The following is a 23,099-nucleotide window of genomic DNA, read 5'->3' as shown; positions in this document are numbered from 1 at the left end:
TTGTGCCCATCAAAGAGGAGAGGGTGTGAAGAAGTCCATCTACATCGCCTACACAGGCGGCACCATAGGGATGCAGCGTTCCGACCACGGCTATGTGCCGATGGCGGGCTTCATGGAAGACTGTCTGGCGCGGATGCCCGAGTTCCATCGCCCCGAGATGCCGGATTACCATATTCACGAGTATGCGCCCCTCATCGACTCTTCCGACATGACGCCGGCGGATTGGCAGCGCATCGCCGAGGATATTCGTGACAACTACGACAAGTACGACGGTTTCGTCATTCTGCACGGCACCGACACCATGTCGTTCACCGCTTCGGCGCTCTCCTTCATGCTGGAGGACCTGCACAAGCCGGTCATCATCACCGGCTCCCAGATCCCGCTGGCGGAGCTGCGCTCCGACGGTCAGCAGAACCTGCTCAACGCCCTCTATATCGCGGCCAACTACCCGATCCACGAGGTGACGCTGTTCTTCAACAACCAGCTCTATCGCGGCAACCGCAGCAAGAAGGTGCACGCCGACGGCTTCCACGCTTTCGATTCACCCAACTACCCGCCGCTGCTCAATGCCGGCATCGCCATCTCGCTGGAAGCGGGCGAGCTGGGGGGGCCGTCCGAGCGGCCGCTGGTACTGCACGACATCACCCCCCAGCCCATCGGCGTGGTGACCCTCTATCCGGGCATCTCGGCCGAGGTGATCGCCAACATCCTGCAGCAGCCGGTGCGTGCGCTGATCCTGCTCTCGTTCGGAGTGGGCAATGCGCCGCAGAATCCGGCCATGTTGGCGCTGCTCTCCGAGGCCTCGGCCCGCGGCGTCATCATCGTCAACCTGAGCCAGTGCCTGCACGGCAAGGTCAACATGGGCGGCTATGCCACCGGCAATGCTCTGTCCCGGGCCGGGGTCATCTCGGGCTTCGATATGACCGCCGAGGCGGCGCTGACCAAGCTGCACTTTCTGCTGAGCCAGGATCTGCCAGCGCCACGCATCCGCGAGCTGATGCAGCAGTCCCTGCGTGGTGAGCTGACCCCCTGACTGGTTTCCCCCTCACCCTAACCCTCTCCCAGCGGGAGAGGGGATAGATCGAGGTGGCGAGGTTTGCCATGAAGATCGCCGGCAGGTGGCCCGCTTACTGTTCGCAGGTGCGAGCCTGCTCCCTTCTCCCCTGGCGGGAGAAGGGCCGGGGATGAGGGGAATGAGGGGAATGAGTTATCCTGCATAGATAGGAAAAAAGAGGGGAGCCATGATGGCTCCCCTCTCTGTTGTGGCCGCCGTGGGCGGCCTGGCGGGTCAGACTCAGTGGTTGAGGTCGACCCGCACTATCTCTTCCTCGTCGCGATACTGACGCTTGAGCTCGCTCTTGCTCTTCATCACGATCTCGCCGTCACGGCCGATGTTCATGTGCTCGGGGTTCTCAAGGTGCATCGCCTGCCAGGCCATCACGGCCTGCAGCGACGTGGCCTTCTGCTCGTCGGTGAGTGGCTTGCCATCGGGCCACTTGCCAAGCTCGACCGCGGTCTTGAGGCGCTCGTACACCTCTGCGGGCATCTGCCTGATTGCTTGCAAAAACTCACCTTGTTGAAACGACATCCGGCCTTCTCCTTGCACATTGAGCCATGACGAATCGGGATCAGACCGGCAGATCCTGGCGAACTGCGCCAGCCATCTGCTCCATCACCCGCACTACCTGACAACTGTACCCGAACTCGTTGTCATACCATACGTAGAGCACGCAGTGATCCCCCTCGGCGATGGTTGCCTGGGAGTCGACGATACCCGCAAAGCGGGAGCCCACCATGTCGGAGGAGACCAGCTCGGTGCTGGCGCTGAAGTCGATCTGGCGATGCAGGGCCGAGCTCAGCGCCATCTGCTGCAGATAGGCGTTGAGGCTCTCCCGATCGGTGGTCTGCTCCAGCGACAGGTTGATGATGGCCAGCGACACGTTGGGGGTGGGCACCCTGATGGCGTTGCCGGTCAGCTTGCCCTTGAGCTCGGGCAGCGCCTTGGCCACCGCCTTGGCGGCGCCGGTGCTGGTCATCACCATGTTGAGGGCCGCGCTGCGACCGCGGCGCTCGCCCTTGTGATAGTTGTCGATGAGGTTCTGGTCGTTGGTGTAGGAGTGCACCGTCTCCACATGACCGTGGCGGATGCCGTACTTGTCCTGCATCACCTTGAGCACCGGGGTGATGGCGTTGGTGGTGCAGGAGGCGGCGGAGATGATGCGATCGTCAGACGTGATCACCTCGTGGTTGACCCCGAACACCACGTTCTTCATCTCCCCCTTGCCGGGAGCGGTCAGCAGCACCCGGGCGGCGCCGCGCGCCTTGAGGTGCTCGGACAGACCCGCCTCGTCGCGCCAGACCCCGGTGTTGTCGACGATCAGCGCATCGTGAATGCCGTAGGCGGTGTAGTCGATGTCGGCCGGGCTGTTTGCATAGATCACCTGGATGAAGGTGCCATTGGCGATGATGGCACTGCGTTCCACATCCACCTCGATGGAGCCGTTGAAGGGGCCGTGCACCGAGTCGCGGCGCAGCAGGCTGGCGCGTTTCTCCAGATCCCCGTCACGGCCACCGCGTACTACGATGGCGCGCAGCCGCAGGGAGTTGGCGGCGCCGGTGCGCTCGATCAGCAGCCGGGCCAGCAGGCGGCCGATGCGGCCAAAGCCGTACAACACCACGTCGGTGGGGGCCGGCACGCCGCGACCCAGGGCCGGTGCCAGCTTGGCACGCAGGTAGTCGTCGATGCCGGCTTCATCCTGGTGATCCTGCCAGTAACCCACGGCCAGCTTGCCCAGATCGATCTCGGCGGCGGTCGGGTTCAGGGCCAGGATGGCTTGCAGCAGGGGAAAACTCTGTTGGATCGGGAGGGGAGCTCCCTGGTGGCGGCGAACGACCCGGTGGGCCTTGAGGATATCGATGGTGGAGGCGTTTTGCAGCGGGCGGCCGTAGAGGGTGATCTCGATCCCCTGCTGGCGGTAGAGGCGACCGATCAAGGGTTGCATGGCTTCGGCGAGCTCCTGGCTCTCCTGCCACGCCTGCAGATAGTGCTCGTGGGTCATTAACCAGATCCTTTATTTCACGTTGTTGGGGCAAATAGAAATTCGTCGAATGCAGATCAGTGTAGGGGTGTATATTTCGTTATATTATTCTGCAGTCGCGGCCTTATACGGCGCGCGCATTGTAATGGATATGTAATCTGTTTGCTAGCCAAGGGTGGCCATGGCAGGCTGCAATTGTTACCAACAAGATATGAACCATGACCCCTTTTCCAGCTTGTTCCCTGTTGTTTGGCCTCTGTTGCGGCCTGCTGCTCACCGCCTGTGACGATGACAGGATCCACAACATCTGTGCCAATTACCCGGCCCTCTGTCAGGATCTGGTGGACGATGGCTGGTGTCGTTACGAACGCAGCGACATCATCCGGGCCCGCTACTACCTGCAGGCGGAGGGGACGCAGCGGCGCCAGTACGAGTTGATGCGCAGCCTGGAGCGTTATCTCAAATGCGCCGAACGCTCTACCAACATCGAGTACAAGCGGGCCCGCGAGCAGAAGAGCCCGCGGGTGGAGGGGATGCTGGCGGCCGGCGAACAGCTGGCCCAGCTCGATGCCGCCACCCGCAACGCCAACGATCCCTACCTGCTGCTCTGGCACTGGACCAACAACACCAACGAGCTGGCTCGCCAGCAGTTTCTGGCGCTGGAGGGGCAATCCGTGCTGGAGGAGCCCGAACTGCAACTGGCGCTCGGCGGCATCTATGCCAAGAGTGAGCCGCAAAAGGCCATCGCGCTGATGCAGCACGCCCTCTCCCTCTACCGGGAAGGGGAGCCGGTCAACGGCCGGATCCTCACCTCTCTCAGTACCCTCTACATGGGCCAGAAGCAGTACGGGCAGGCCTATCTGTGGGGCAAGGTGAGCGAGTCGTTCCAGAATGCCGCCGAGGTGTCGGCCACCCGTTTCAGCCTCTATCACTCCCTGAGCAAGCAAGAGCAGGAGAGCCTGGACAGCCAGGCCGCCACCCTGGTCGAACAACTGAAAAGCGGAACCTATCATCCCTGAACCCTGATGAACCACATTGAATCTCTGGCCAGCGACTGGCCACACCCCTTCGACATCCGGCTCACCCACGGTCGGGTCAACACAGATGGCCGCCAGCTGGAGCGGGTCACCGTCAGGGCCGTCGTGCTGCGCGGTGATCAACTGCTGCTGGTGCACTCCCGAGTCAACGGCGATCTCATGTTCCCCGGTGGCGGCATCGAGCATGGGGAGTGTCACCGCACGGCCTTGGCGCGCGAGCTGCGCGAAGAGTGTGGCGCCGAGCTGGTGGCGGTCGGTGCCCTGCTCGGCGAGACGCGGGAGTACCGTCCGGCCCGCGAGGCCGACTACGACGCCTACTGCATCCGCTCTTTCTATTACCTCTGTCAGGTGGGGGAGGCGTGGTGCGAACCCCAGCCCCAGCCCTACGAGATAAGGCTCGGTTTCACCCCCGGCTGGTTCGAGCTGGCCGAGGCGCTGCAGACCAACAAGACCCAGCTGGCGGGCCCTTGCCCCCAGTGGACGGTGCGCGAAACCCGGGTACTGGCCGAACTGCACCACTGGCACGGTGCCGGCCTGCTGGGCTGAACGTCGCCCGATCGCCATAAAAAAACCGCCCCAAGGCGGTTTTTTTGTGTTTGTTGCCGATCAGGGCGTACAGACCGGGCAGAGGGCGTAGGTGCCCTGCGGATCGTTGAAGCGGGTCAGCGGGTCCAGGCTGCGGTTCATCTCCACCAGCGCCTTGCCAAGCCCGGCCGGCAACCAGCTCTGCAGGTGCGAAGCCAGTACTTGGGCACTGCTGTCGAACAGCTGGCGCAGGAACTTGTCTTTGGCCGACTCTTCCTGCTCGATGGGGGTGACCTGCCACTCCTTGAGGTTGGCCAGCTCGGCTGCCGCCTTGATGGCCGCCTCCTGATCGCCAAACTCGTCCACCAGTCCCAGCGCCTTGGCATCCTGACCGGTCCAGACCCGGCCCTCGGCCGCTTTCTCGGTCTCTTCCGGACTCAGGCCACGGCCCTTGCTCACCAGACCGACGAAACGCTGATAGGTATCTTCCACGTTCAGCTGGATCGCCTGACCGACGTGTTCCGGCAGGGCGCGGGTCAGGCCGACGCCGACATAGTCGGTGGTGCCGACGCCGTCGGTGTGCACCCCGTATTGGGAGAGCGCCTTGTCGATGGTGGCGAACATGCCGAACACCCCGATGGAGCCGGTGAGGGTGGTGGGGGAGGCGAAGATCTTGTCCGCATCGGCGGAGATCCAGTAGCCGCCGGAAGCGGCGTAGCTGCCCATGGAGATCACCACCGGCTTGCCGGCCTGCTTGAGGGCCAGCAGTTCGGCGCGGATCTGCTCGGCGGCGAAGGCGCTGCCGCCCGGGCTGTCGACCCGCAGCACCAGTGCTTTCACCTTGTCGTCGCGGCGGGCATCGGCCAGCAGGTCGGCGAGGCTGTCGCCGCCGATGGTGCCGGCAGGCTGGACACCATCCATGATGGCGCCGCTGGCGACGATGAGGCCCACCTCATCCTTGCCGCTCTGGGGATACTGGCTCGGGATGGCGGCCAGGTACTCCTTGAGGCCCACCCCCTTCCAGCCGTGGTCATCGCTCTCGCCCACTTCCTTGATCACCGCCTGAGTCATCTCGTCGCGGGTCGCCAGCTGGTCCACCAGACCGTTGTCGAGGGCGTAGTTGGCGGCATTGCCGCCGGCCTTGCGCAGCAGCTCGAGGAAGCGATCCTTGCCCGGTGCCACGGCGTCCGGTTCGATTTCGCGCTGCTCGGCCACGTCGGCCACATAGGATTGCCACAGCTGATCCAGCCAGCGCTGGTTCGCCTCCTTGCTCTCGGGGGACATCTCGTCGCGGGTATAGGGTTCGACGAAGGATTTGTAGGTGCCGACTTTGAACACGTGCGGGGTGATGTTGAGTTTCTCCAGCGCCGACTTGTAGTAGGTCTGGTAGACGCCGAGCCCCTCGATGACCACAGCGCCGCTCTGGTTGAGCAGCACGTGATCGGCGTGGGCGGCCAGCAGATATTGGCCCTGAGTGTAGAAGTCGGCCATGGCGATGACCGGCTTGCCGCTCTCCTTGAATGCATCGATGGCGCTCGCCACCTCCTGCAGTTTGGAGAAGCTGGTGCCCTGCAGCCCCTGGGGCTTGATCACCAGCGCCTTGATACGATCGTCATCCTTGGCGCTTTTGATGGCCCACAGCAGATCGGAGAGGACGATCTCGCTGGGCAGCTCGTCGCTGTTGTCCACCTGGCGCAGCAGCTGTACGGTGGGATCGGTCTGCGAGCGCTGTTCCACCAGCACACCGGAGAGATTGAGGGTGAGGGCCCCTTCGATGGGGGCGCTGGGCGCCTCTTTCTGGCTGACGCTGAAGACGATGATCAAGACCACGACGAGAAACAGCAGATTGACCAGCATCAGCCGGGTGAAATTGAGCAGGCGCCACAGGCTGCGAAACAGCCAACCCAGACCTTTGAAAATAGACATAGTCGCGTTATCGCCCTGTTAATGGGGAGGGAAGCGCCATTATTAACCAGTTGGCCGGTGAAATGCCATTTCCGCTTGGACAGGATCGGAGCCCGGTTGTTCGGAACACATCTGTTCGCCGAAAAATTGTCCAAACATTTGTTTGAAAAAGCATTTTCGATTCTTTACTCTAGCCTCGGTTTGATAACAAAAAATTAACTGGAGGCCCTGTGAGCCGCCCACCCATCCTGCCGTCGTGTCCCGGGTTTGAGTCCGGACGGCGGGGAATGGGCATGGTGCCATCCAGCCCGGCCCCGACAAGGAGTTCATGATGAGCCGTTACCCGACCCTGCTGACCCCCCTCGATCTCGGCTTTACCCAGCTGCGCAACCGCGTGTTGATGGGATCCATGCACACCGGCCTCGAAGAGGAGAAGGGGGGCTTTGACAAGCTGGCCGCCTTCTATGGCGAGCGGGCCCGGGGCGGGGTCGGCCTCATCGTGACCGGCGGCATCGCCCCCAACCTGCGTGGCAGGTTAGTGCCCCACGGTTCCCAGCTGAGCTTTCCCTGGCAGGTGGCCAAACACAAGAAGGTGACCAGTGCGGTGCATCAGGAGGGGGGCAAGATAGCGCTGCAGATCCTCCATGCCGGCCGCTACGCCTATCATCCGTTCAGCCTGGCGCCGAGTGCCCTCAAGGCCCCCATCTCTCCGTTCAAGCCGCGCGCCATGAGCGAGCGGCAGATCCGCGGCACCATACGCGACTTCGCCGCCACCGCACAACTGGCCAGGAGCGCGGGCTACGACGGGGTCGAGGTGATGGGCTCGGAAGGCTATCTCATCAACCAGTTCATCTGCGAGCGCACCAACAAGCGCACCGACGGCTGGGGTGGCAGCAGTGAAAACCGCATGCGCTTCCCGGTGGAGATTGTCCGCGCCATCCGCGAGCGGGTCGGGCCGGATTTCATCATCATCTTCCGCCTCTCCATGCTGGATCTGGTGGAGCAGGGCTCCTCCCTTGAGGAAGTGATCGCCCTTGGCAAGGCGCTGGAGCAGGTGGGGGTCACCCTCATCAATACCGGCATCGGCTGGCACGAGGCGCGCATTCCCACCATCGCCACCAGCGTGCCGCGCGGCGCCTTCAGCTGGGTGACCGCCGAGCTGAAAAAACACCTCAAGGTTCCGCTTATCACCACCAACCGCATCAACACCCCCGAGGTGGCCGAGCGCATTCTGGCGGGCGGCGAGGCGGATATGGTCTCCATGGCGCGCCCCTTCCTGGCGGATCCTGAATTTGTCATCAAGGCCGCCGAGAACCGGGCGGACGAGATCAACACCTGCATCGCCTGCAACCAGGCCTGTCTTGACCATGTCTTCAAGCAGAAGCGGGCCTCCTGCCTGGTCAATCCGCGCGCCTGCTTCGAGACCGAGTTGACGTTTGGCCGGGTGCCCCAGCCCAAGAAGCTGGCGGTGGTGGGTGCCGGTCCCGCCGGGCTGGCGTTTGCCTGCTACGCCGCCGAGCGTGGCCATCAGGTGAGCCTGTTCGATCAGGCGAGCGAAATCGGCGGCCAGTTCAACTTCGCCAAGCAGATCCCGGGCAAGGAGGAGTTTCACGAAACCTTGCGCTACTTTGCCAAGCGGGTGGAGAAGTGCGGTGTCGAGCTCTATCTGGGCCAGCGCCAGAGTGCCGAGAGCCTCTTGGGCGGCGGTTTTGACGAGGTGATCCTCGCCACCGGCATCCGCCCGCGCACCCCCAACATCCCGGGCATCGAGCATGCCAAGGTGATGAGCTACCTCGATGTCTTGCGGGATCACAAGCCGGTGGGCGAGAAGGTGGCGGTGATCGGCGCCGGCGGCATCGGCTTTGACGTGGCCGAATACCTGGTAGAGGGCAAGGGGGATCGCAGTCGCGATCACTGGCTCAAGGAGTGGGGCATCGACAAGCAGCTCGGCGAGCGCGGCGGCCTGATGGCCCCGGTGATCGACGCCCCCGAGCGCCAGGTGTGGCTGCTGCAGCGCAAGGAGAGCAAGGTGGGCGACGGCCTTGGCAAGACCACCGGCTGGATCCACCGCACCGTGCTCAAGAACCGCAAGGTGGAGATGCTCTCCGGCGTGCAGTACCTGCGCATCGACGACGAGGGGCTTCACATTCAGGTGGGCGAACAGCAGCAGTGTCTGCCGGTGGATCAGGTGATCATCTGCGCCGGCCAGGAGCCGCTCAAGGAGCTGCAGGCCGGTCTGCAGGCGGCGGGCAAGCCGGTACACATCATCGGTGGGGCCGACGTGGCCGCCGAGCTGGACGCCAAGCGCGCCATCCGCCAGGGGGCCGAACTGGCGGCGGTCATCTAGGCGACGGGCCGCCATGTATTGCGACAAACCCCTGATGCTCAGGGGTTTTCTTCATCCGGTGCTGTGCTAAGGTAGCGCCATCATAGCCCCTGACAAGGAACTGCCCATGGATGCCCTCCACCTGTTACTGAATCGTCACTCCTGTGGTCGTCTGGCCGAGCCCGCCCCGAGCGGCGAGGTACTCGACAATATCCTCAAGGCCGGGCTGCGGGCGCCGGATCACGGCACCCTGACCCCCTGGCAGTTCATCCTGTTCGAAGGGGAGGGGCGCGAACGGCTCGGCACCCTGCTGGCACAGGCTGCTCGCAGTCGCGGCGAGGATGAGGAGAGCATCAAGAAGTGTCAGGAGGCCCCGCTGCGCGCACCGCTGCTGATCGCGGTGGCAACCCGCTATCAGGAGCACCCCAAGGTGCCGCGGCTGGAGCAGGAACTCTCCGCCGGCTGCGCCCTGATGGCGATGCAGATGGCGGCCCAGGCCCAGGGCTTCAACGGCATCTGGCGCTCCGGCTGGTTCATTTTCGACGAGCAGATCAATGAAGGGTTGGGACTGGCACCGGAGGATCAGCTGGTGGGCTTCCTCTACCTTGGCACCCCCATGCTGGAGGCCCGCAAGCTGCGCGAGCTGCCGGTGAGCGAGTTCGTGCGCCACTTCTAGTCTGCTTCATTACCGGCAAGGCCCTGACTCGTCAGGGCTTTTTTGTTTCTGGTGACAGGCTGTACTGATATTTGGAGGATTGCCAAGAGGGAGGCCGTGGCTGGCAGGGAATTTTTTAAATAGTGAGATGCCGTTCTCAATCCTGGTTTATTACGCTATGTAAAACGTTTGCGCCTCGTTAATATCCCTGTGCCAGTTTAGAAGGTGACCCCTTCTAATTTTCTGCGATGAGAGTCGCAATTCCGTAGCACCTTTTTACAGCCCAACGTCTTGATGACATTGGGCTTCATTTTTATGGGCGTTTTTCAGATGCCAATACCCTTAACCGGCAAACCCACCCTTTTACAGGCCATCATGGTCTTGATGGCGTTGGGCTTCATTTTTGTTGGCGTTTTTTCAGATGCCAATCCCCTTAGCCGGCAAACCCACCTTTTACGGGGGGTTCTCGGTACGTGTTGCTAGCTCACCTGCGTCTTGCCTTTGGCGGGCAGCACGCGGGCCGGGTTGCCCACCACCCTGGCGCCAGCCGGCACGTCTTTGGTGACCACGGCTCCTGCGCCCACGACAGCTTCCCGCCCTATGGTGACACCGGGTAGTAAAATGGCGCCGCCGCCGATCCAGACCCTGTCCTCGATGGTGACCGGCAGCGCGGTCTCGACTCCCTGGATCCGTTCATCGGCGTCCAGCGCGTGGGCGGCGGTGTAGATCTGCACGTTCGGCCCAATCATCACCTCGGCGCCGATGCGAATGGGGGCGTTGTCCAGCAGGGTAGCCCCCATGTTGATGTAGCTGCGCTCGCCAAGGTGGATGTGGCGGCCATAGGTGCAGTAGAGGGGCGGGCAGATGAAGGCACCCTGGGCCAGCTCGCCGACGATCTGCTGCAGCAGCACCAGCTGTTCATCCTCCTCGTCGCTGCGATTGAAGCGGCGGTACAGGCGGGCCGTCTCCCGGCGCAACAGATCCAGTTCCGGCGCCATGCAGTTGTAGGGCTGGCTGGCGATCATCTTGTCGTACTCGGTCATGGCGGCTCCTGTGGCTTGCCTTGGTGGCGCATGGGGTTCACATGTTAGCGGTCCGGCCGCCGGATAACCGTGATCAGCGGCCCGCTACGGGCAGCACCAGATTGGTCGGCCTGCCCTCGGAAAAGGCAATCAGATTGTCAAAGGCGGCCTGAAAGTAGAGCTGGTAGCTGTTGCGCTCCACATAGCCGAGATGGGGGGTGGCCAGCACATTGGGCAGGCGCAGCAAAGGCTCGCTTTGCGCCGTGGCAGGCTCTGCGTCGAACACGTCGAGTGCTGCGCGCCGGGTGGGGTTGGCGGAGAGTTCAGCATAAAGGGCGCCCGGCTCGACAAGCTCAGCCCGACTGACGTTGACCAGCAGGGAGTCGGCCTTCATCCGCGCGAGATCGGTGCGGGTCACACAGCCACGAGTTGCCTCGTGCAGGCGCAGATGCAAAGAGAGGATGTCGGCGTCACGAAAGAAGGACTCCTTGTCGGGGGCGCTGACATGGCCATCTCGCTCGGCCTGCTGGCGGGAGCCCTCGCTGCCCCAGATCAGCACCGACATGCCAAAGGCCCGGCCATAACCGGCCACCAGTCTGCCAATCTTGCCGTAGCCCCAGATGCCGAGCGTCATCCCCTGCAAGGTACGCCCCAGCCCCAGTGTGCCGGATTGCTGCCACTGCCCCTGGGCGAGGGCATGGCAATAGGCCGGGAGGTGACGGGAGGCGGCCATGATGAGTGCCCAGCAGAGCTCGGCGGGCGCCACTGGGCTGCCGATGCCTTCAGCGACGGCCACCCCGTGGCGTTGACACAGGAGGGGGTCGATATGCTGGCTGATCTTGCCGGTCTGACTGATGAGCCGAAGGGAGGGGAGCCTGCGCAGCAACGCCTCGTCGATGCGGGTGCGTTCGCGGATCAGCACCAGCGCCTCCACCCCAGCCAGCTTGGCGGCAAGGCGCTCGGGGTCAGGTTCGCTTTGGGTGAGGATGGTGACGTCGTGGCCCGCCAGGCGGGTAAAGCAGGGCAGATGACGCACCTGATCCTGATAGTCATCCAGTATGGCAATCCGCATAAGCACTCCGTGTCGCAAGGGGGACTGGCGGCCTATCCTACCGGAAACGGGGTGAGCTGTGTGGTCAAATGAGCACTGATTGCAGTGCGGGTATGGATGCGCTGGGCAACAGCACCAGAGAGGTGGCTGCCGGTGGGTTGCAAACAGACGAGGCTCCCGTGTGGGAGCCTCGTTGGCAGCTTTGTGTCGATGACTTAGCCGAGTTTACGGCCGATGGATTGGCAGCTGCCGTGGCTTGTTGCTTATCAGCCGAGTTTGCGGCCGGAGAGGCGGCACCACTCTTCCTTGACGGCGGTCGGGTCCATCTCGAACCACTGGCCGTAGATGGTCTCCAGCTCCGGCGCCTGGCTTTCCAGCACACCGGAGAGGGCCATCAGGCTGCCCGCTTTGCCATGGCCGGCGATAAGCGGTGCCAGTTCGCGCAGCGGGCCGGCCAGGATGTTGGCAACCACCACGTCCGCTTCGACATCTTGCGGCTGATCCGCCGGCAGGTAGAGCTCGATCTGATCGGCGACGCCATTGCGCATCGCGTTGTCACGGCTGGCCTGGATGGCCTGCGGATCGATGTCGATGCCGATGACCCGGGCGGCGCCCAGCTTCAGGGCGGCGATACCGAGGATGCCGGAGCCGCAGCCAAAGTCGACCACGGTTTTACCGGCCAGATCCAGCCCGTCCAGCCACTGCAGGCAGAGCGCCGTGGTGGGGTGGGTACCGGTACCGAAGGCCAGACCCGGGTCCAGCATGACGTTGACCGCATCGGGGTTCGGCACGTCGCGCCAGCTCGGGCAGATCCACAGCCGCTCGCCGAACTGCATGGGGTGGAAGTGATCCATCCACTCGCGCACCCAGTCCTTGTCTTCCAGCTGCTCCACCTTGTAACCCACGTCTTCACCGAAGATCTGCTGGAAGAAGGCGATGGTGGGCGCCGGATCGGTTTCGGCGTCGAACAGCCCCATTACTTCGGTCTCGCCCCAGAGCGGGGTTTCGCCCGGCATGGGTTCATAGACGGGCACATCCTTGGCATCCATAAAGGTCACCGCCTGGGCACCACGCCCCAGCAGCATGTTGCTCACCTTGTCTGCGGTCTTGGCAGTGGCGTTGATTCGAATTTGTATCCAGGGCATGGCGTCGACTCTTCATAAATGTGAAACCGCGGGATTCTATCATCATGGGCGTGTGCTGTCGTGGTTTGCCCATGCAGTGTGGTGGAGGAGGCGGACTTTGCCGAGTTGGCACGGTTAATGTATTCCTCATTGGGTGACGGGAAGCAACCTGTTCCCGCTGAATGCTTTGCTCTAGGAAAGTTCCGTCATCTTTTTCAGCCACCTTCGGGTGGCTTTTTTTTTGCCTGCGGATCTGCCGGGGGCTACAGACCACCGGTGGCAGGGCACAATGTGGCAAGCAAGCGGGGATAGGGGCGGGATTGGCACACTAGCTGCAAAAATACAGATGTCCTGCATAAGGATATGTGTGTGATTGTTACCCCAACGTTCAGGTATTTAGGGCCATCCCGGCGGGATGGCCCCTTTTTTTGGTTCTTTTTATGGTGATGCTGCGTGGTGACTGTCTGTTGCCTGAGGTGAGCTGTGCTGTGATGGGGCTTGTCACTGGTGAGTTCACCCCATGATGGTGCAGTTTTTACCCATAAGGGATTAGTTGCCGAACTGGCTCATGTCGATCACCAGCTTGCCCACCATGCGGCCGGCTTCCACTTCTGCATGGGCCTGAGCCAGGGTAGCCGGGGTCAGCTCGGCCACCACCTTGCTGAGGGTGGTCTTGACCACGCCCTGGTCCACCAGGGCGGCGACCAGCCCCAGCAGGTTGTGCTGCTCGATCATGTCCGGAGTCTGGAACAGGGAGCGGGTAAACATGAACTCTTGGCTGAAGGTGACGCTCTTGCTCTTGAGCAGGGAGAGGTCCCAGGGCACGCTCGATTCGGCGATGGTGCAGATATGGCCGAACGGGCGAATCAGGCTGGCCATGGCATCCCAGTGCTGCTCGGTGGCATTGGTGCAGAAGATGGCGTCCACCTGAGTGATGCCAAGGGCGGTGAGCTCCTCCTGCAACTGGTGATGGCCCACCACCAGGTGGGCCCCCATCTGCAGGCACCAGGCCCGGGTCTCGGGGCGCGAGGCGGTGGCGATCACCTCCATGCCGGTGAGCTGGCGGGCCAGCTGGATGGCGATGGAGCCCACGCCGCCGGCGCCGCCGATGATCAGCAGCTTGCCGCTGCTCTCGCGGGTGAGGCGCATGCGCTCGAACAGGGTCTCCCAGGCGGTGATGGCGGTGAGCGGCAGGGCGGCCGCTTCCACGTCGCTCAGGCTGGTGGGGGCGAGGGCGGCGATGCGCTCATCCACCAGTTGCAGGGCGCTGTTGCTGCCGGGGCGGCTGATGTCGCCGGCATACCAGACCCGGTCGCCCGCCTTGAACAGGGTCACCTCGCGGCCGACGGCGATCACCTCGCCCACGGCGTCCCAGCCCAGTACCCGCGGGCTGCTCTCGACCTTGGCCTTGGGGGCACGCACCTTGGTGTCGACCGGATTGATGGAAGTGGCCTTGACCCGCACCAGCAGGTCGCGCGGGCCCGGTGTCGGGTCGGGCAGATTGGCTTCGATGAAGCAGTGGGGGTGATCGCTCGGCAGATAGTGGGTCAGGGCGATAGCTTTCATGGCAGTTCCTTTCAAATCGGTTGGATGGGGATTGCCAGCCACTCTAGTCTGGTTGATTATTCAGATTAAGATGGGTAATTGGTAAAGACTGTTTGAATATATGAACAATGTCGAACTGGAGCTGATGGGGCTGTTTGCCACCGTGGTGGAGCAGGGCAGTTTTACCGGCGCGGCCGAGCTGCTCGGCATGCCCAAATCCTCGGTCAGCCAGAAGATCTCGCGGCTCGAATCCCAGCTCGGGGTGCGCCTGTTGCAGCGCACCACCCGCCGGCTGAGCCTGACCCCGCAGGGGGAGGTCTATGTGGAGCAGTGCCGGGCGCTGCTGGCGCTGGCCCGCAGCGCCAATCTGGCGATGGCGCGGCTGCGCGCGGCCCCGGCCGGCCGGGTGCGGATCACCGCGCCGGAGGCCACCGGCACCCTGCTGCTTGGCCGGATCCTGGCCGAGTTTCGGGCCCTCTACCCCGAGGTGGTGCTGGAGTTGACCCTCTGCGATGAGCAGCTCGATCTGGTGGGGGAGGGTTATGATCTGGCGCTGCGGGCGGCGCCGTTGAAAGATTCCAGCCTGATCTGCCGGCGCATCGGCCAGGTGCCGCGCCATCTGGTGGTGGCGCCCGCCTATCTGGCGGCCCACGGCACGCCGCAACAGCTGAGCGAGCTGGGGCGATATGCCTGCCTGGTGCACACGTCGCTGCCGGTGTGGCCGCTGCAGGAGGGGGGCTGGCGGCCGCAAGGGGCTTGTCTGAGCAACAGCCTGCTGGCGCTGCGGGAGCTGGCCATCAACGAGGGGGGAATTGCCCTGCTGCCCCATCACGTCTGCGAGGGGGATCTTGCGGCGGGACGCTTGCAGAAGGTGCTGCCGAGTCACCCCATTCCGGCCAACCCCTTCTACCTCATCTACCCGAGCCGGGAGCACCTGGCGCCCGCCCTGCGCAGCCTGATGGACTTTGTGGCCGAGCGGTTGCCGTTTGCCTGAGGTTACCAGCTGCTCTGGCCGGCGGACTCCTGATTGGGCTTGAGGCCGAGCGGCACCGACTGGCGCTCCGCCAGCATGCGGATCTGCCCCTCGATCAGGCTGGCGTTGGGGCCCAGCACCAGCACCAGCTGATGGTCGTTGAGCTGGATCCAGGAGAGGCAGCCCAGCCCCAGCAGGCGGGATTGATCCACCAGCGAGATGTCGCGTACCCGCAGGCTGAGGCGGGTGAGGCAGACGCTCATGGCCTGCAGATTGTCCATGCCGCCCAGCACCTTGAGGTACTGGATCGCCAGCATCTGGGGGTCGGAGGGGGCGACGCTGGCCAGGCGCGGGTGCTCCGGCGCGATGGGCTTGCTCGGCAGGCTGAGGGGCGTGCGCTCCAGCAGCTGATAGAACAGCAAGGTGTAGGCGACGAAGAACAGGATGCCGACCGGAATGAGCCAGAAACTGTGCTCGCCGGCGTGGTAGCTCAGCACCAGATCCAGCAGGCCGGCGGAGAAGTAGCTACCCACCTTGATGCCGAGCGCGCTGCAGGTGGCGAGCGACAGGCCGGTCAGCAGGGCGTGGGCCAGAAACAGCCAGGGGGCGGTGAAGGCGAACAGGAACTCGATGGGTTCGGTGATGCCCACCAGCGCCGAGGTGAGCGCCAGGGTGAGCAGCAATCCCCCCTGCGGCAGTCGCTGCATGCGCTGGCGGTGCAGCCAGATGGCGAAGCAGGCGCCCGGCAGGCCGAACATGATGATGGGGTAGAGCCCGGCCACATAGCCTTCGTGCAGCGGCTGTGCGCTGGCCAGTGCCTGCAGGTTGCTCTCCCCCAGCCCGATGAGGCTGCCCAGCACCTGGTGCAGGCCGAGCGGGATCAGCAGCCGGTTCAGCACGCCGTAGCAGAAGGCGCCGAACGGGGTGGTGAGCAGTTCGGAGGCGAGCAGGGTGATGCCCTGTTCCAGCAGCGGCCAGAGCAGCGCGAGGGGGAAGGCCAGCAGCAGACAGGTGAGCGCCGAGGCGAGCAGGCTGGTGAAGTCGCCGTTGACCAGCCGCAGCCAGTGGGGCATGGGGTGGCGCTTGAGCCAGGGGTAGACGATGGCGGTGGTCAATCCCGCCAGCAGGCCGCAGATCATGTCGCTGTGCAGGCCGGGAGCCAGGGTGCCGAGCGCCGAGCTCAGCAGCAGAAAGTTGACCGCACCGGCCAGCGCCTGGGTGCCTTCACCCTGGCGACTCAGCCCGAAGGCGATGGCCACCGCATAGATGAGCGGCATCTGGCTGAACAGGGCGCGGCCGGTGAGGGAGAGCACCGCCAGATCCAGCACGTCCGGCTGGCCGAGCCGATAGAGCAGCGCGGCCAGCGGCAGGATGGAGACCGGCAGCAACAGGGCGTAACCGAGTCGCTGCAGGGCTTGGGTCAGGATCTGTCTGGCGTTCTGTACGGGCATAAGGGCGCGGCATTTTGTGACATGGCGCACAGTTTACCCGTAAAACACCCATTTTGGGATAGTTTCGGAACCCTTTATTAATCCATCGATGATTGCGGCTCAAACAAGCGCCGCACATGCTGGCTCGGGGCCGGGGTCAGCAGGCTGACCAGCACGAAGGCAATCAGCCCCAGCCCCAGGCTCGGCACGATGGCGTGCAGGCCGGCCGGCTTGATCTCCCACTGGCTCAGGATGGCGTAGCAGAGGATGCCACACACCATGCTTGCCAGGGCCCCCGGGCCGTTGGCCCGCGACCAGTAGAGGCCAAGCACCAGTGGCCAGAGGAACACCGCCTGCAGGCCGCCGAAGGCGAGCAGATTGAGCCAGATGATCATCTCGGGGGGCTGCAGCGCCGCCAGCAGCACCAGCGTGCCCAGGATCAGGGTGCAGAGCAGGGAGAGGCGCGGCACCCGCACTTCCAGCTTCTCCTGGCCGGCCTTCTCCGGGCTCAGGTAGTTGAGGTAGAGATCCTTCACCAGGGTGGCGGAGGCCTGGATCAGCTGGGAGTCGATGGTGGACATGATGGCCGCCATGGGCGCCGCCAGGAAGACCCCGGCCAGCCAGGGTGGCAGTACCTCCATCATCAGGGAGGGCATGATCTTGTCCGGGCTGTCCATGCCGGGCAGGATGGCGCGGCCCAGGGCGCCGGCCAGGTGCATGCCGAACATCAGCAAGGCGCTGACGATGGTACCGATGAGGATGCCGCGGTGCAGCGCCTTGCTGTCGCGATAGCCGAAGCAGCGCAGCGCCGAGTGGGGCAGCCCCACCACCCCGATGCAGACCAGCACCCAGAAGCTCAGCATGAAGGGCTGGGTCAGCAGGTCGCCGGCACCCTGCGGGCTCACCAGCTTGGGATCGATCACCTTGAGCTGGTGGATGAGGTTGGGCAGGCCGTCACCGGCTACCAGAATCCCCGCCAGCAGGGCGCCGGTGCCGATCAGCATGATGATCCCCTGCAGCGCATCGGTCATCACCACGGCGCGAAAGCCGCCGATCACCGTGTAGAGCAGCACGCAGCTGGCAAACAGCAGGAGCCCCTGCTGGTAGCTGAGGCCGGTGGCGGTCTCCAGCAGACGGGCGCCGCCGATGAACTGCACCACCATGGTGGCGATGAAGGCGAGGATGATGGTGACCGAGCCCAGCACCACCACCGCCTTGCTCTGGTAGCGGGCCCACAGCATGTCGTTGATGGTCACCGCATTGACCCGGCGGGCGATGATGGCGAACTTCTTGCCAAGCACCCCCAGGGTGAGCCAGACGGTGGGCAGCTGGATCATCGCCAGCAGCACCCAGCCCAGCCCGATCTTGTAAGCCGCCCCCGGCCCGCCGATGAAGGAGGAGGCTGAGGTGTAGGTGGCCACCAGGGTCATGGCCAGCACCAGCCCGCCCATGCTGCGGTTGCCGATGAAGTACTCCTGCACGAAGTCACCGCCCACCCGGTGGCGGCTGGCCCAGAAGCCGACTCCCAGCACCAGCACCAGATAGATGATGAGCGGCAGCATCAGCTCAAGATTCATGGGAAGGCTCCTTGGCATCGAGGGGAGGGGAGTCGAGGGGGATGTCCACGAACAGGCGATCCACCATCAGGCCGCACAGCACGATGAACAGCAGCGGCATCAGGATGCAGCTGAGCAGGAACCAGAGCGGCATGTCCCAGCATTCGATCTCTGCGGGGATGAAATAGGCCGTGCCATACCAGGCAAGGAAGTAGAGCAGGGTCAGCAGCAGGCAGAGGGCTGCTTCCCGGCGAGCGAGCGCGAAACGATTCACCTTGGCCTCCGACAATTTTGAGGGGCGCAAGGATAACAAAAAAGGGCCATGTCGCCATGGCCCTTTTTCAACAGAGGCTCCTTGCGGAGCCGACGTCCACCGACATTGCGGTCTTCGTCAAGGATCCTTACAGACCCAGCTTCTTGTGCAGGTAGTGGATGTTGGTCCCACCGTGCTGGAAGTTTTCGTCCTTCATGATCTCTTTTTGCAGGGAGACGTTGGTCTTGATCCCTTCCACCACCAGCTCGTCCAGCGCCTGACGCATGCGGGCGATGGCGACGTCGCGGTTTTCACCGTAACAGATCAGCTTGCCGATCATGGAGTCGTAGTAGGGCGGCACCTTGTAGCCGGCGTAGATGTGGGAATCCCAGCGTACGCCCAGACCGCCCGGCGCGTGGAAGCGCTGGATCAGGCCCGGAGACGGCATGAAGGTGGCCGGGTCTTCGGCGTTGATCCGGCATTCGATGGCATGGCCACGGATGCGGATGTCCTGCTGGGTGATCGACAGGGGCTGACCGGCGGCGATGCGCAGCTGCTCCTTGATCAGATCCACGCTGGTGACCAGCTCGGTGACCGGGTGCTCAACCTGGATACGGGTGTTCATCTCGATGAAATAGAACTCGCCGTTCTCGTACAGGAACTCGAAGGTGCCCGCACCGCGGTAGCCGATCTCGATACAGGCGCGCACACAGCGCTCACCGATGAACTTGCGCATCTCTTCGGTGATGCCGGGTGCCGGCGCCTCTTCGACCACCTTCTGGTGACGACGCTGCATGGAGCAGTCGCGCTCGCCCAGGTAGAGAGCGTTGCCCTGGCCGTCTGCCAACACCTGAATTTCGATGTGGCGCGGGTTTTCCAGGTACTTCTCCATGTAGACCATGTCGTTCTTGAAGAACTGGCCGGCTTCGGATTTGGTCAGTGCGATGGCGGCAGAAAGCTCGGCTTCACTGCGCACCACGCGCATGCCGCGACCACCACCGCCACCGGCGGCCTTGATGATCACCGGGTAGCCAATGCGCTTGGCGATGGCGGCGTTGTGCTTGGCATCGCTGTCGACCGGACCGTCGGAGCCCGGTACGCAGGGCACGCCCGCTTTCTTCATCGCCTCGATGGCGGAGACCTTGTCACCCATCAGGCGAATGGTCTCGGCGCGCGGGCCGATGAAGATGAAGCCGGATTTCTCGACCACTTCGGCGAAGTCGGCGTTCTCGGAGAGGAAACCGTAACCCGGGTGGATGGCGACGGCACCGGTCACCTCGGCGGCGGCGATGATGGCCGGCACATTGAGGTAGGAGTCGGTACTGGCCGGCTTGCCGATACAGATGGTTTCGTCGGCCAGCAGCACATGCTTGAGCTCCCGGTCGGCGGTGGAGTGAACGGCCACTGTCTTGATCCCGAGCTCTTTACAGGCGCGCAGGATCCGCAGGGCAATTTCACCGCGGTTGGCGATGACTACTTTGTCCAACATGGGTGGCGACTTCCCTTATTCGATGATGAACAGCGGCTCGTCGAATTCGACGGCCTGACCATTTTCAACCAGGATCGCTTTGATCACACCGGCCTTGTCAGACTCGATTTGGTTCATCATTTTCATGGCTTCGACGATGCACAGGGTATCGCCGACATTGACGTGCTGACCGACTTCCACGAACGGCTTGGCTTCCGGGCTGGAGGAGCGGTAGAAGGAGCCAACCATCGGGGAGCGCATCAGATGACCGCTCGGGATGGCGTCGGCAACCGGGGCAGCAGCAGCCGGTGCGGCGGCAGGAGCGGCAACCGGGGCGGCAGCTTGTTGCATGATCATCTGCGGAGCAGCGGTCACCTGACCGGAGAAGTTGCGGCTGATGCGAACGGACTCTTCACCTTCGGAGATCTCCAGTTCGGCGATGCCGGACTCTTCAACCAGTTCAATCAGCTTCTTGATTTTGCGGATATCCATTAGCATTCTCTTTCTTCTTTATCTGATCAGTGATTATCAAGCCGCGCGCAACTGGTGCACGGCCGCGGTTAAAGCGAATTGGTAGCCATCGGCCCCCAGCCCACAAATGACCCCCTTGGCGACATCAGACAGATAGGAGTGATGACGGAAGGGTTCCCTGGCATGGACGTTGGACAGGTGAACCTCGATAAAGGGGATGGCCACACCCAGCAGCGCATCGCGGATGGCGACGCTGGTGTGAGTGAAGGCGGCCGGGTTGATGATGATGAAATCCACCTGACCCATGGCCTGGTGGATGCGGCCGACCAACTCATGTTCGGCATTGGATTGCAGGTGTTCCAGTGTGACCCCGAGTTCGCCGGCGTTGTGCGTCAGATCGGCGACGATCTCATCGAGCGTCTTGCTGCCGTAGATGCCCGGTTCCCGTTTACCCAGCAGGTTCAGGTTCGGCCCGTTGAGCAGGAGAATTCGGTGTTTTTGCGACATATTGAGTACATCCTCGATGATAATGCTGCTATCTGTCAGCCATCTTGTGGACTATCAGAAATCTAGTCATTTTCTGCGCAAATCGGTGTGCACTGGCACACAGATTTCGCAATTATATTGATTTCGTGAAAATTAGCAGCATTTTACTGGTCTAATCTCTACATCTGTCTATTTTTTGCGCTAACCGGTGCGTTGTTGAAACGCTCAGTAGCAAAGACGACAAAGCCGGCTCGAGGCCGGCTTTGGAGGCAGGAACGCAGTCAGGATCAGGCTGCTTCCGACTTCTCGCGGATCAGCTTGTCCACCACGCCCGGATCCGCCAGGGTGGAGATATCCCCCAGGCTGTCGGTCTCGCCGGTGGCGATCTTGCGCAGAATTCGCCGCATGATCTTGCCGGAGCGGGTCTTTGGCAGCCCCTCGGCCCAGTGGATCACGTCCGGGGTGGCGATGGCGCCGATCTCCTTGCGGACCCACTCCTTCACCTCCTTGTGTAGCTCCCGGCTCGGCTCCTCGCCGGCGATCAGGGTGACATAGGCATAGATGCCCTGACCCTTGATCTCGTGTGGCACGCCCACCACCGCCGCTTCGGCGATCTTGGGATGGGAGACCAGCGCGGATTCGATCTCGGCGGTGCCCATGCGGTGACCGGAGACGTTCAGTACATCATCCACCCGCCCGGTGATCCAGTAGTAGCCATCCTCGTCGCGACGGGCACCGTCGCCGGTGAAGTAGCGGCCGGGGAAGGTGGAGAAGTAGGTCTGCTCGAAGCGTTCGTGATCGCCGAACACGGTGCGCATCTGGCCCGGCCAGGAGTCGGTGATCACCAGGTTGCCCTCGGTGGCCCCCTCCAGCGGCTCGCCCATGTTGTCCACCAGCGCCGGCTGCACGCCGAAGAAGGGACGGGTAGCCGAGCCTGGCTTGAGATCGGTGACGCCGGGCAGCGGGCTGATGAGGATGCCGCCGGTCTCGGTCTGCCACCAGGTATCGACGATGGGGCAGCGCTCCTCGCCGATGGTGCGGTAGTACCACTCCCAGGCTTCCGGGTTGATGGGCTCGCCCACCGAGCCCATGATGCGCAGGCTCGAACGGGAGGTGCCGGCTACCGCCTCGTTGCCCTTGGCCATCAGCGCGCGGATGGCGGTAGGGGCGGTATACAGAATGCTGACCTGGTGCTTGTCCACCACCTGGCTCATGCGGTTGGTGGCCGGGTAGTTGGGCACCCCTTCGAACATGATGGTGGTGGCGCCGTTGGCAAGCGGCCCGTAGACCAGATAGGAGTGGCCGGTGACCCAACCCACGTCGGCGGTACACCAGTAGATGTCCTCTTCGTGGTAGTCGAAGATGTACTTGAAGGTGAGGGTGGCATAGACCAGATAGCCGCCGGTGGTGTGCAGCACTCCCTTGGGTTTGCCGGTGGAGCCGGAGGTGTAGAGGATGAAGAGCGGATCTTCGGCCCCCATCGCCTCGGGCGGGCAGTCGGTGCTGACGGTGGCGACGGCGTCGTGCCACCAGATGTCCCTGTGGTTGTGCCAGGCGATGTTGCCGCCGGTACGCTTGAGCACGATCACCTTGTTGACCTTGGTCTCCGGGTTGGTGAGCGCTTCATCCACGTTCTTCTTGAGCGGCACCGGGCGGCCGCCGCGCAGCCCTTCATCGGCGGTGATGACGATGGAAGAGCCGGAGTCGATGATGCGACCGGCCAGGGCTTCCGGCGAGAAACCGCCGAACACGATGCTGTGCACCGCACCGATGCGGGTACAGGCCAGCATGGCGATGGCGGCTTCCGGCACCATGGGCATGTAGAGGCAGACCACGTCGCCGCGATGCACTCCCTGCGCCTTCAAGACGTTGGCAAACTTGCACACCTCGGTGTGCAGCTCGCGGTAGGTGAGCTTGCGATCTTCGGCCGGGTTGTCCCCTTCCCAGATGATGGCGACCTTGTCGCCGCGCTGGGCCAGATGGCGGTCCAGACAGTTGGCAGAGACGTTGAGCAGGCCGTCTTCATACCATTTGATGGAGACGTGGCCCGGATCATAGGAGGTGTTCTTGACCCTGGTGTAGGGCTTCATCCAGTCGAGGATCTTGCCCTGCTCGCCCCAGAAGGCATCCGGATCCTGCACCGAGGCCCGGTACATGGCTTCATAGCCTGCCTTGTCCAGCAGGGCGCCGTTGCTGATGTGGGCTTTGACCGGGTAGACCTTGCTCTCGCTCAT

At 63.3% G+C, this 23,099-nt stretch carries 20 protein-coding genes; 6 read left to right on the top strand and 14 right to left on the bottom strand.

All coding sequences use genetic code 11. The features are described from left to right. Positions 1-25: 25 nt before the first annotated feature. Entirely contained in the window at positions 26-1,033 is a 1,008-nt protein-coding gene (ansA, locus tag OKC44_RS14230; protein WP_270813555.1) for an asparaginase, read from the top strand. A 261-nt stretch (positions 1,034-1,294) separates the two neighbouring features. Here ansA and OKC44_RS14225 read toward each other — a convergent pair whose 3' ends face one another. Together OKC44_RS14225 and OKC44_RS14220 are read right to left on the bottom strand one after the other, a co-directional pair. After that, positions 1,295-1,588 carry a YeaC family protein gene (locus OKC44_RS14225; protein WP_039214746.1) on the bottom strand — a complete coding sequence of 98 codons (294 nt, stop codon included), beginning with the start codon at positions 1,586-1,588 and terminating at the stop codon, positions 1,295-1,297. 40 nt (positions 1,589-1,628) lie between these two features. After that, positions 1,629-3,059, bottom strand: coding sequence for a glyceraldehyde-3-phosphate dehydrogenase (locus OKC44_RS14220; protein WP_270813551.1), 1,431 nt, complete (start codon positions 3,057-3,059; stop codon positions 1,629-1,631). Between the two features lie 197 nt (positions 3,060-3,256). On the opposite strand from OKC44_RS14220, the gene OKC44_RS14215 reads away from it, so the two are divergent. Then, positions 3,257-4,057 carry a DUF2989 domain-containing protein gene (locus OKC44_RS14215; RefSeq protein ID WP_270813549.1) on the top strand — a complete coding sequence of 267 codons (801 nt, stop codon included), beginning with the start codon at positions 3,257-3,259 and terminating at the stop codon, positions 4,055-4,057. Positions 4,058-4,063: 6 nt separating this feature from the next. Then, positions 4,064-4,621, top strand: coding sequence for an NUDIX domain-containing protein (locus OKC44_RS14210; protein ID WP_017409320.1), 558 nt, complete (start codon positions 4,064-4,066; stop codon positions 4,619-4,621). 60 nt (positions 4,622-4,681) lie between these two features. Here OKC44_RS14210 and sppA read toward each other — a convergent pair whose 3' ends face one another. Further along, positions 4,682-6,526 carry a signal peptide peptidase SppA gene (gene sppA, locus OKC44_RS14205; protein WP_270813547.1) on the bottom strand — a complete coding sequence of 615 codons (1,845 nt, stop codon included), beginning with the start codon at positions 6,524-6,526 and terminating at the stop codon, positions 4,682-4,684. Between the two features lie 310 nt (positions 6,527-6,836). Here sppA and OKC44_RS14200 point away from each other — a divergent pair, with 310 nt between their 5' ends. Together OKC44_RS14200 and OKC44_RS14195 are read left to right on the top strand one after the other, a co-directional pair. Next, entirely contained in the window at positions 6,837-8,852 is a 2,016-nt protein-coding gene (locus tag OKC44_RS14200; protein ID WP_270813650.1) for an oxidoreductase, read from the top strand. A gap of 106 nt (positions 8,853-8,958) precedes the next feature. Further along, a complete protein-coding gene (locus OKC44_RS14195) occupies positions 8,959-9,507 on the top strand; it encodes an NAD(P)H nitroreductase (RefSeq protein WP_270813545.1) in 549 nt (182 codons plus the stop codon). Positions 9,508-9,965: 458 nt separating this feature from the next. On the opposite strand, the gene OKC44_RS14190 is transcribed toward OKC44_RS14195, so the two are convergent. The 4 genes from OKC44_RS14190 to OKC44_RS14175 all read right to left on the bottom strand — a co-directional run bounded on the left by OKC44_RS14190 (position 9,966) and on the right by OKC44_RS14175 (position 14,249). Further along, positions 9,966-10,529, bottom strand: coding sequence for a sugar O-acetyltransferase (locus OKC44_RS14190; protein ID WP_270813543.1), 564 nt, complete (start codon positions 10,527-10,529; stop codon positions 9,966-9,968). A 73-nt stretch (positions 10,530-10,602) separates the two neighbouring features. Next, positions 10,603-11,580, bottom strand: coding sequence for a D-2-hydroxyacid dehydrogenase family protein (locus OKC44_RS14185; protein ID WP_270813542.1), 978 nt, complete (start codon positions 11,578-11,580; stop codon positions 10,603-10,605). 245 nt (positions 11,581-11,825) lie between these two features. After that, positions 11,826-12,704 carry a 50S ribosomal protein L11 methyltransferase gene (gene prmA, locus OKC44_RS14180; RefSeq protein WP_005298012.1) on the bottom strand — a complete coding sequence of 293 codons (879 nt, stop codon included), beginning with the start codon at positions 12,702-12,704 and terminating at the stop codon, positions 11,826-11,828. Positions 12,705-13,232: 528 nt separating this feature from the next. Continuing rightward, positions 13,233-14,249: a zinc-binding alcohol dehydrogenase family protein gene (locus OKC44_RS14175; protein WP_270813539.1), complete on the bottom strand. Its 1,017-nt coding sequence runs from the start codon at positions 14,247-14,249 to the stop codon at positions 13,233-13,235. Positions 14,250-14,349: 100 nt separating this feature from the next. Here OKC44_RS14175 and OKC44_RS14170 point away from each other — a divergent pair, with 100 nt between their 5' ends. Beyond that, positions 14,350-15,222 (top strand): LysR family transcriptional regulator, encoded by an 873-nt coding sequence (locus OKC44_RS14170; protein ID WP_270813536.1) that lies wholly within the window; start codon positions 14,350-14,352, stop codon positions 15,220-15,222. Positions 15,223-15,224: 2 nt separating this feature from the next. Here the strand turns inward: OKC44_RS14170 and OKC44_RS14165 are convergent, their stop codons facing one another. The 7 genes from OKC44_RS14165 to acs form a co-directional block, all read right to left on the bottom strand. Further along, positions 15,225-16,652 (bottom strand): PTS transporter subunit EIIC, encoded by a 1,428-nt coding sequence (locus OKC44_RS14165; RefSeq protein WP_270813534.1) that lies wholly within the window; start codon positions 16,650-16,652, stop codon positions 15,225-15,227. A 77-nt stretch (positions 16,653-16,729) separates the two neighbouring features. After that, positions 16,730-18,208 (bottom strand): sodium/pantothenate symporter, encoded by a 1,479-nt coding sequence (gene panF / locus OKC44_RS14160; RefSeq protein ID WP_017409311.1) that lies wholly within the window; start codon positions 18,206-18,208, stop codon positions 16,730-16,732. Then, positions 18,198-18,476, bottom strand: a complete 279-nt coding sequence (locus tag OKC44_RS14155; protein WP_016351749.1) for a YhdT family protein — start codon at positions 18,474-18,476, stop codon at positions 18,198-18,200. Before OKC44_RS14155 ends, panF begins: the two co-directional genes overlap by 11 nt. A gap of 112 nt (positions 18,477-18,588) precedes the next feature. After that, complete coding sequence (gene accC / locus OKC44_RS14150; protein WP_011707113.1) at positions 18,589-19,929, bottom strand: acetyl-CoA carboxylase biotin carboxylase subunit; 1,341 nt, start codon at positions 19,927-19,929, stop codon at positions 18,589-18,591. A 15-nt stretch (positions 19,930-19,944) separates the two neighbouring features. Then, positions 19,945-20,400: an acetyl-CoA carboxylase biotin carboxyl carrier protein gene (gene accB, locus OKC44_RS14145; protein WP_219253804.1), complete on the bottom strand. Its 456-nt coding sequence runs from the start codon at positions 20,398-20,400 to the stop codon at positions 19,945-19,947. Positions 20,401-20,436: 36 nt separating this feature from the next. Continuing rightward, on the bottom strand, positions 20,437-20,886 hold the full coding sequence (gene aroQ, locus OKC44_RS14140) for a type II 3-dehydroquinate dehydratase (protein ID WP_016351748.1): 450 nt from the start codon (positions 20,884-20,886) through the stop codon (positions 20,437-20,439). A 266-nt stretch (positions 20,887-21,152) separates the two neighbouring features. Next, positions 21,153-23,099: an acetate--CoA ligase gene (gene acs, locus OKC44_RS14135; RefSeq protein ID WP_029299275.1), complete on the bottom strand. Its 1,947-nt coding sequence runs from the start codon at positions 23,097-23,099 to the stop codon at positions 21,153-21,155.

The organism is Aeromonas sp. S41-2 (assembly GCF_027705845.1).
Taxonomy (GTDB): Bacteria; Pseudomonadota; Gammaproteobacteria; order Enterobacterales; family Aeromonadaceae; genus Aeromonas; species Aeromonas hydrophila.
This window is presented reverse-complemented; position numbering and strand designations above follow the sequence as displayed.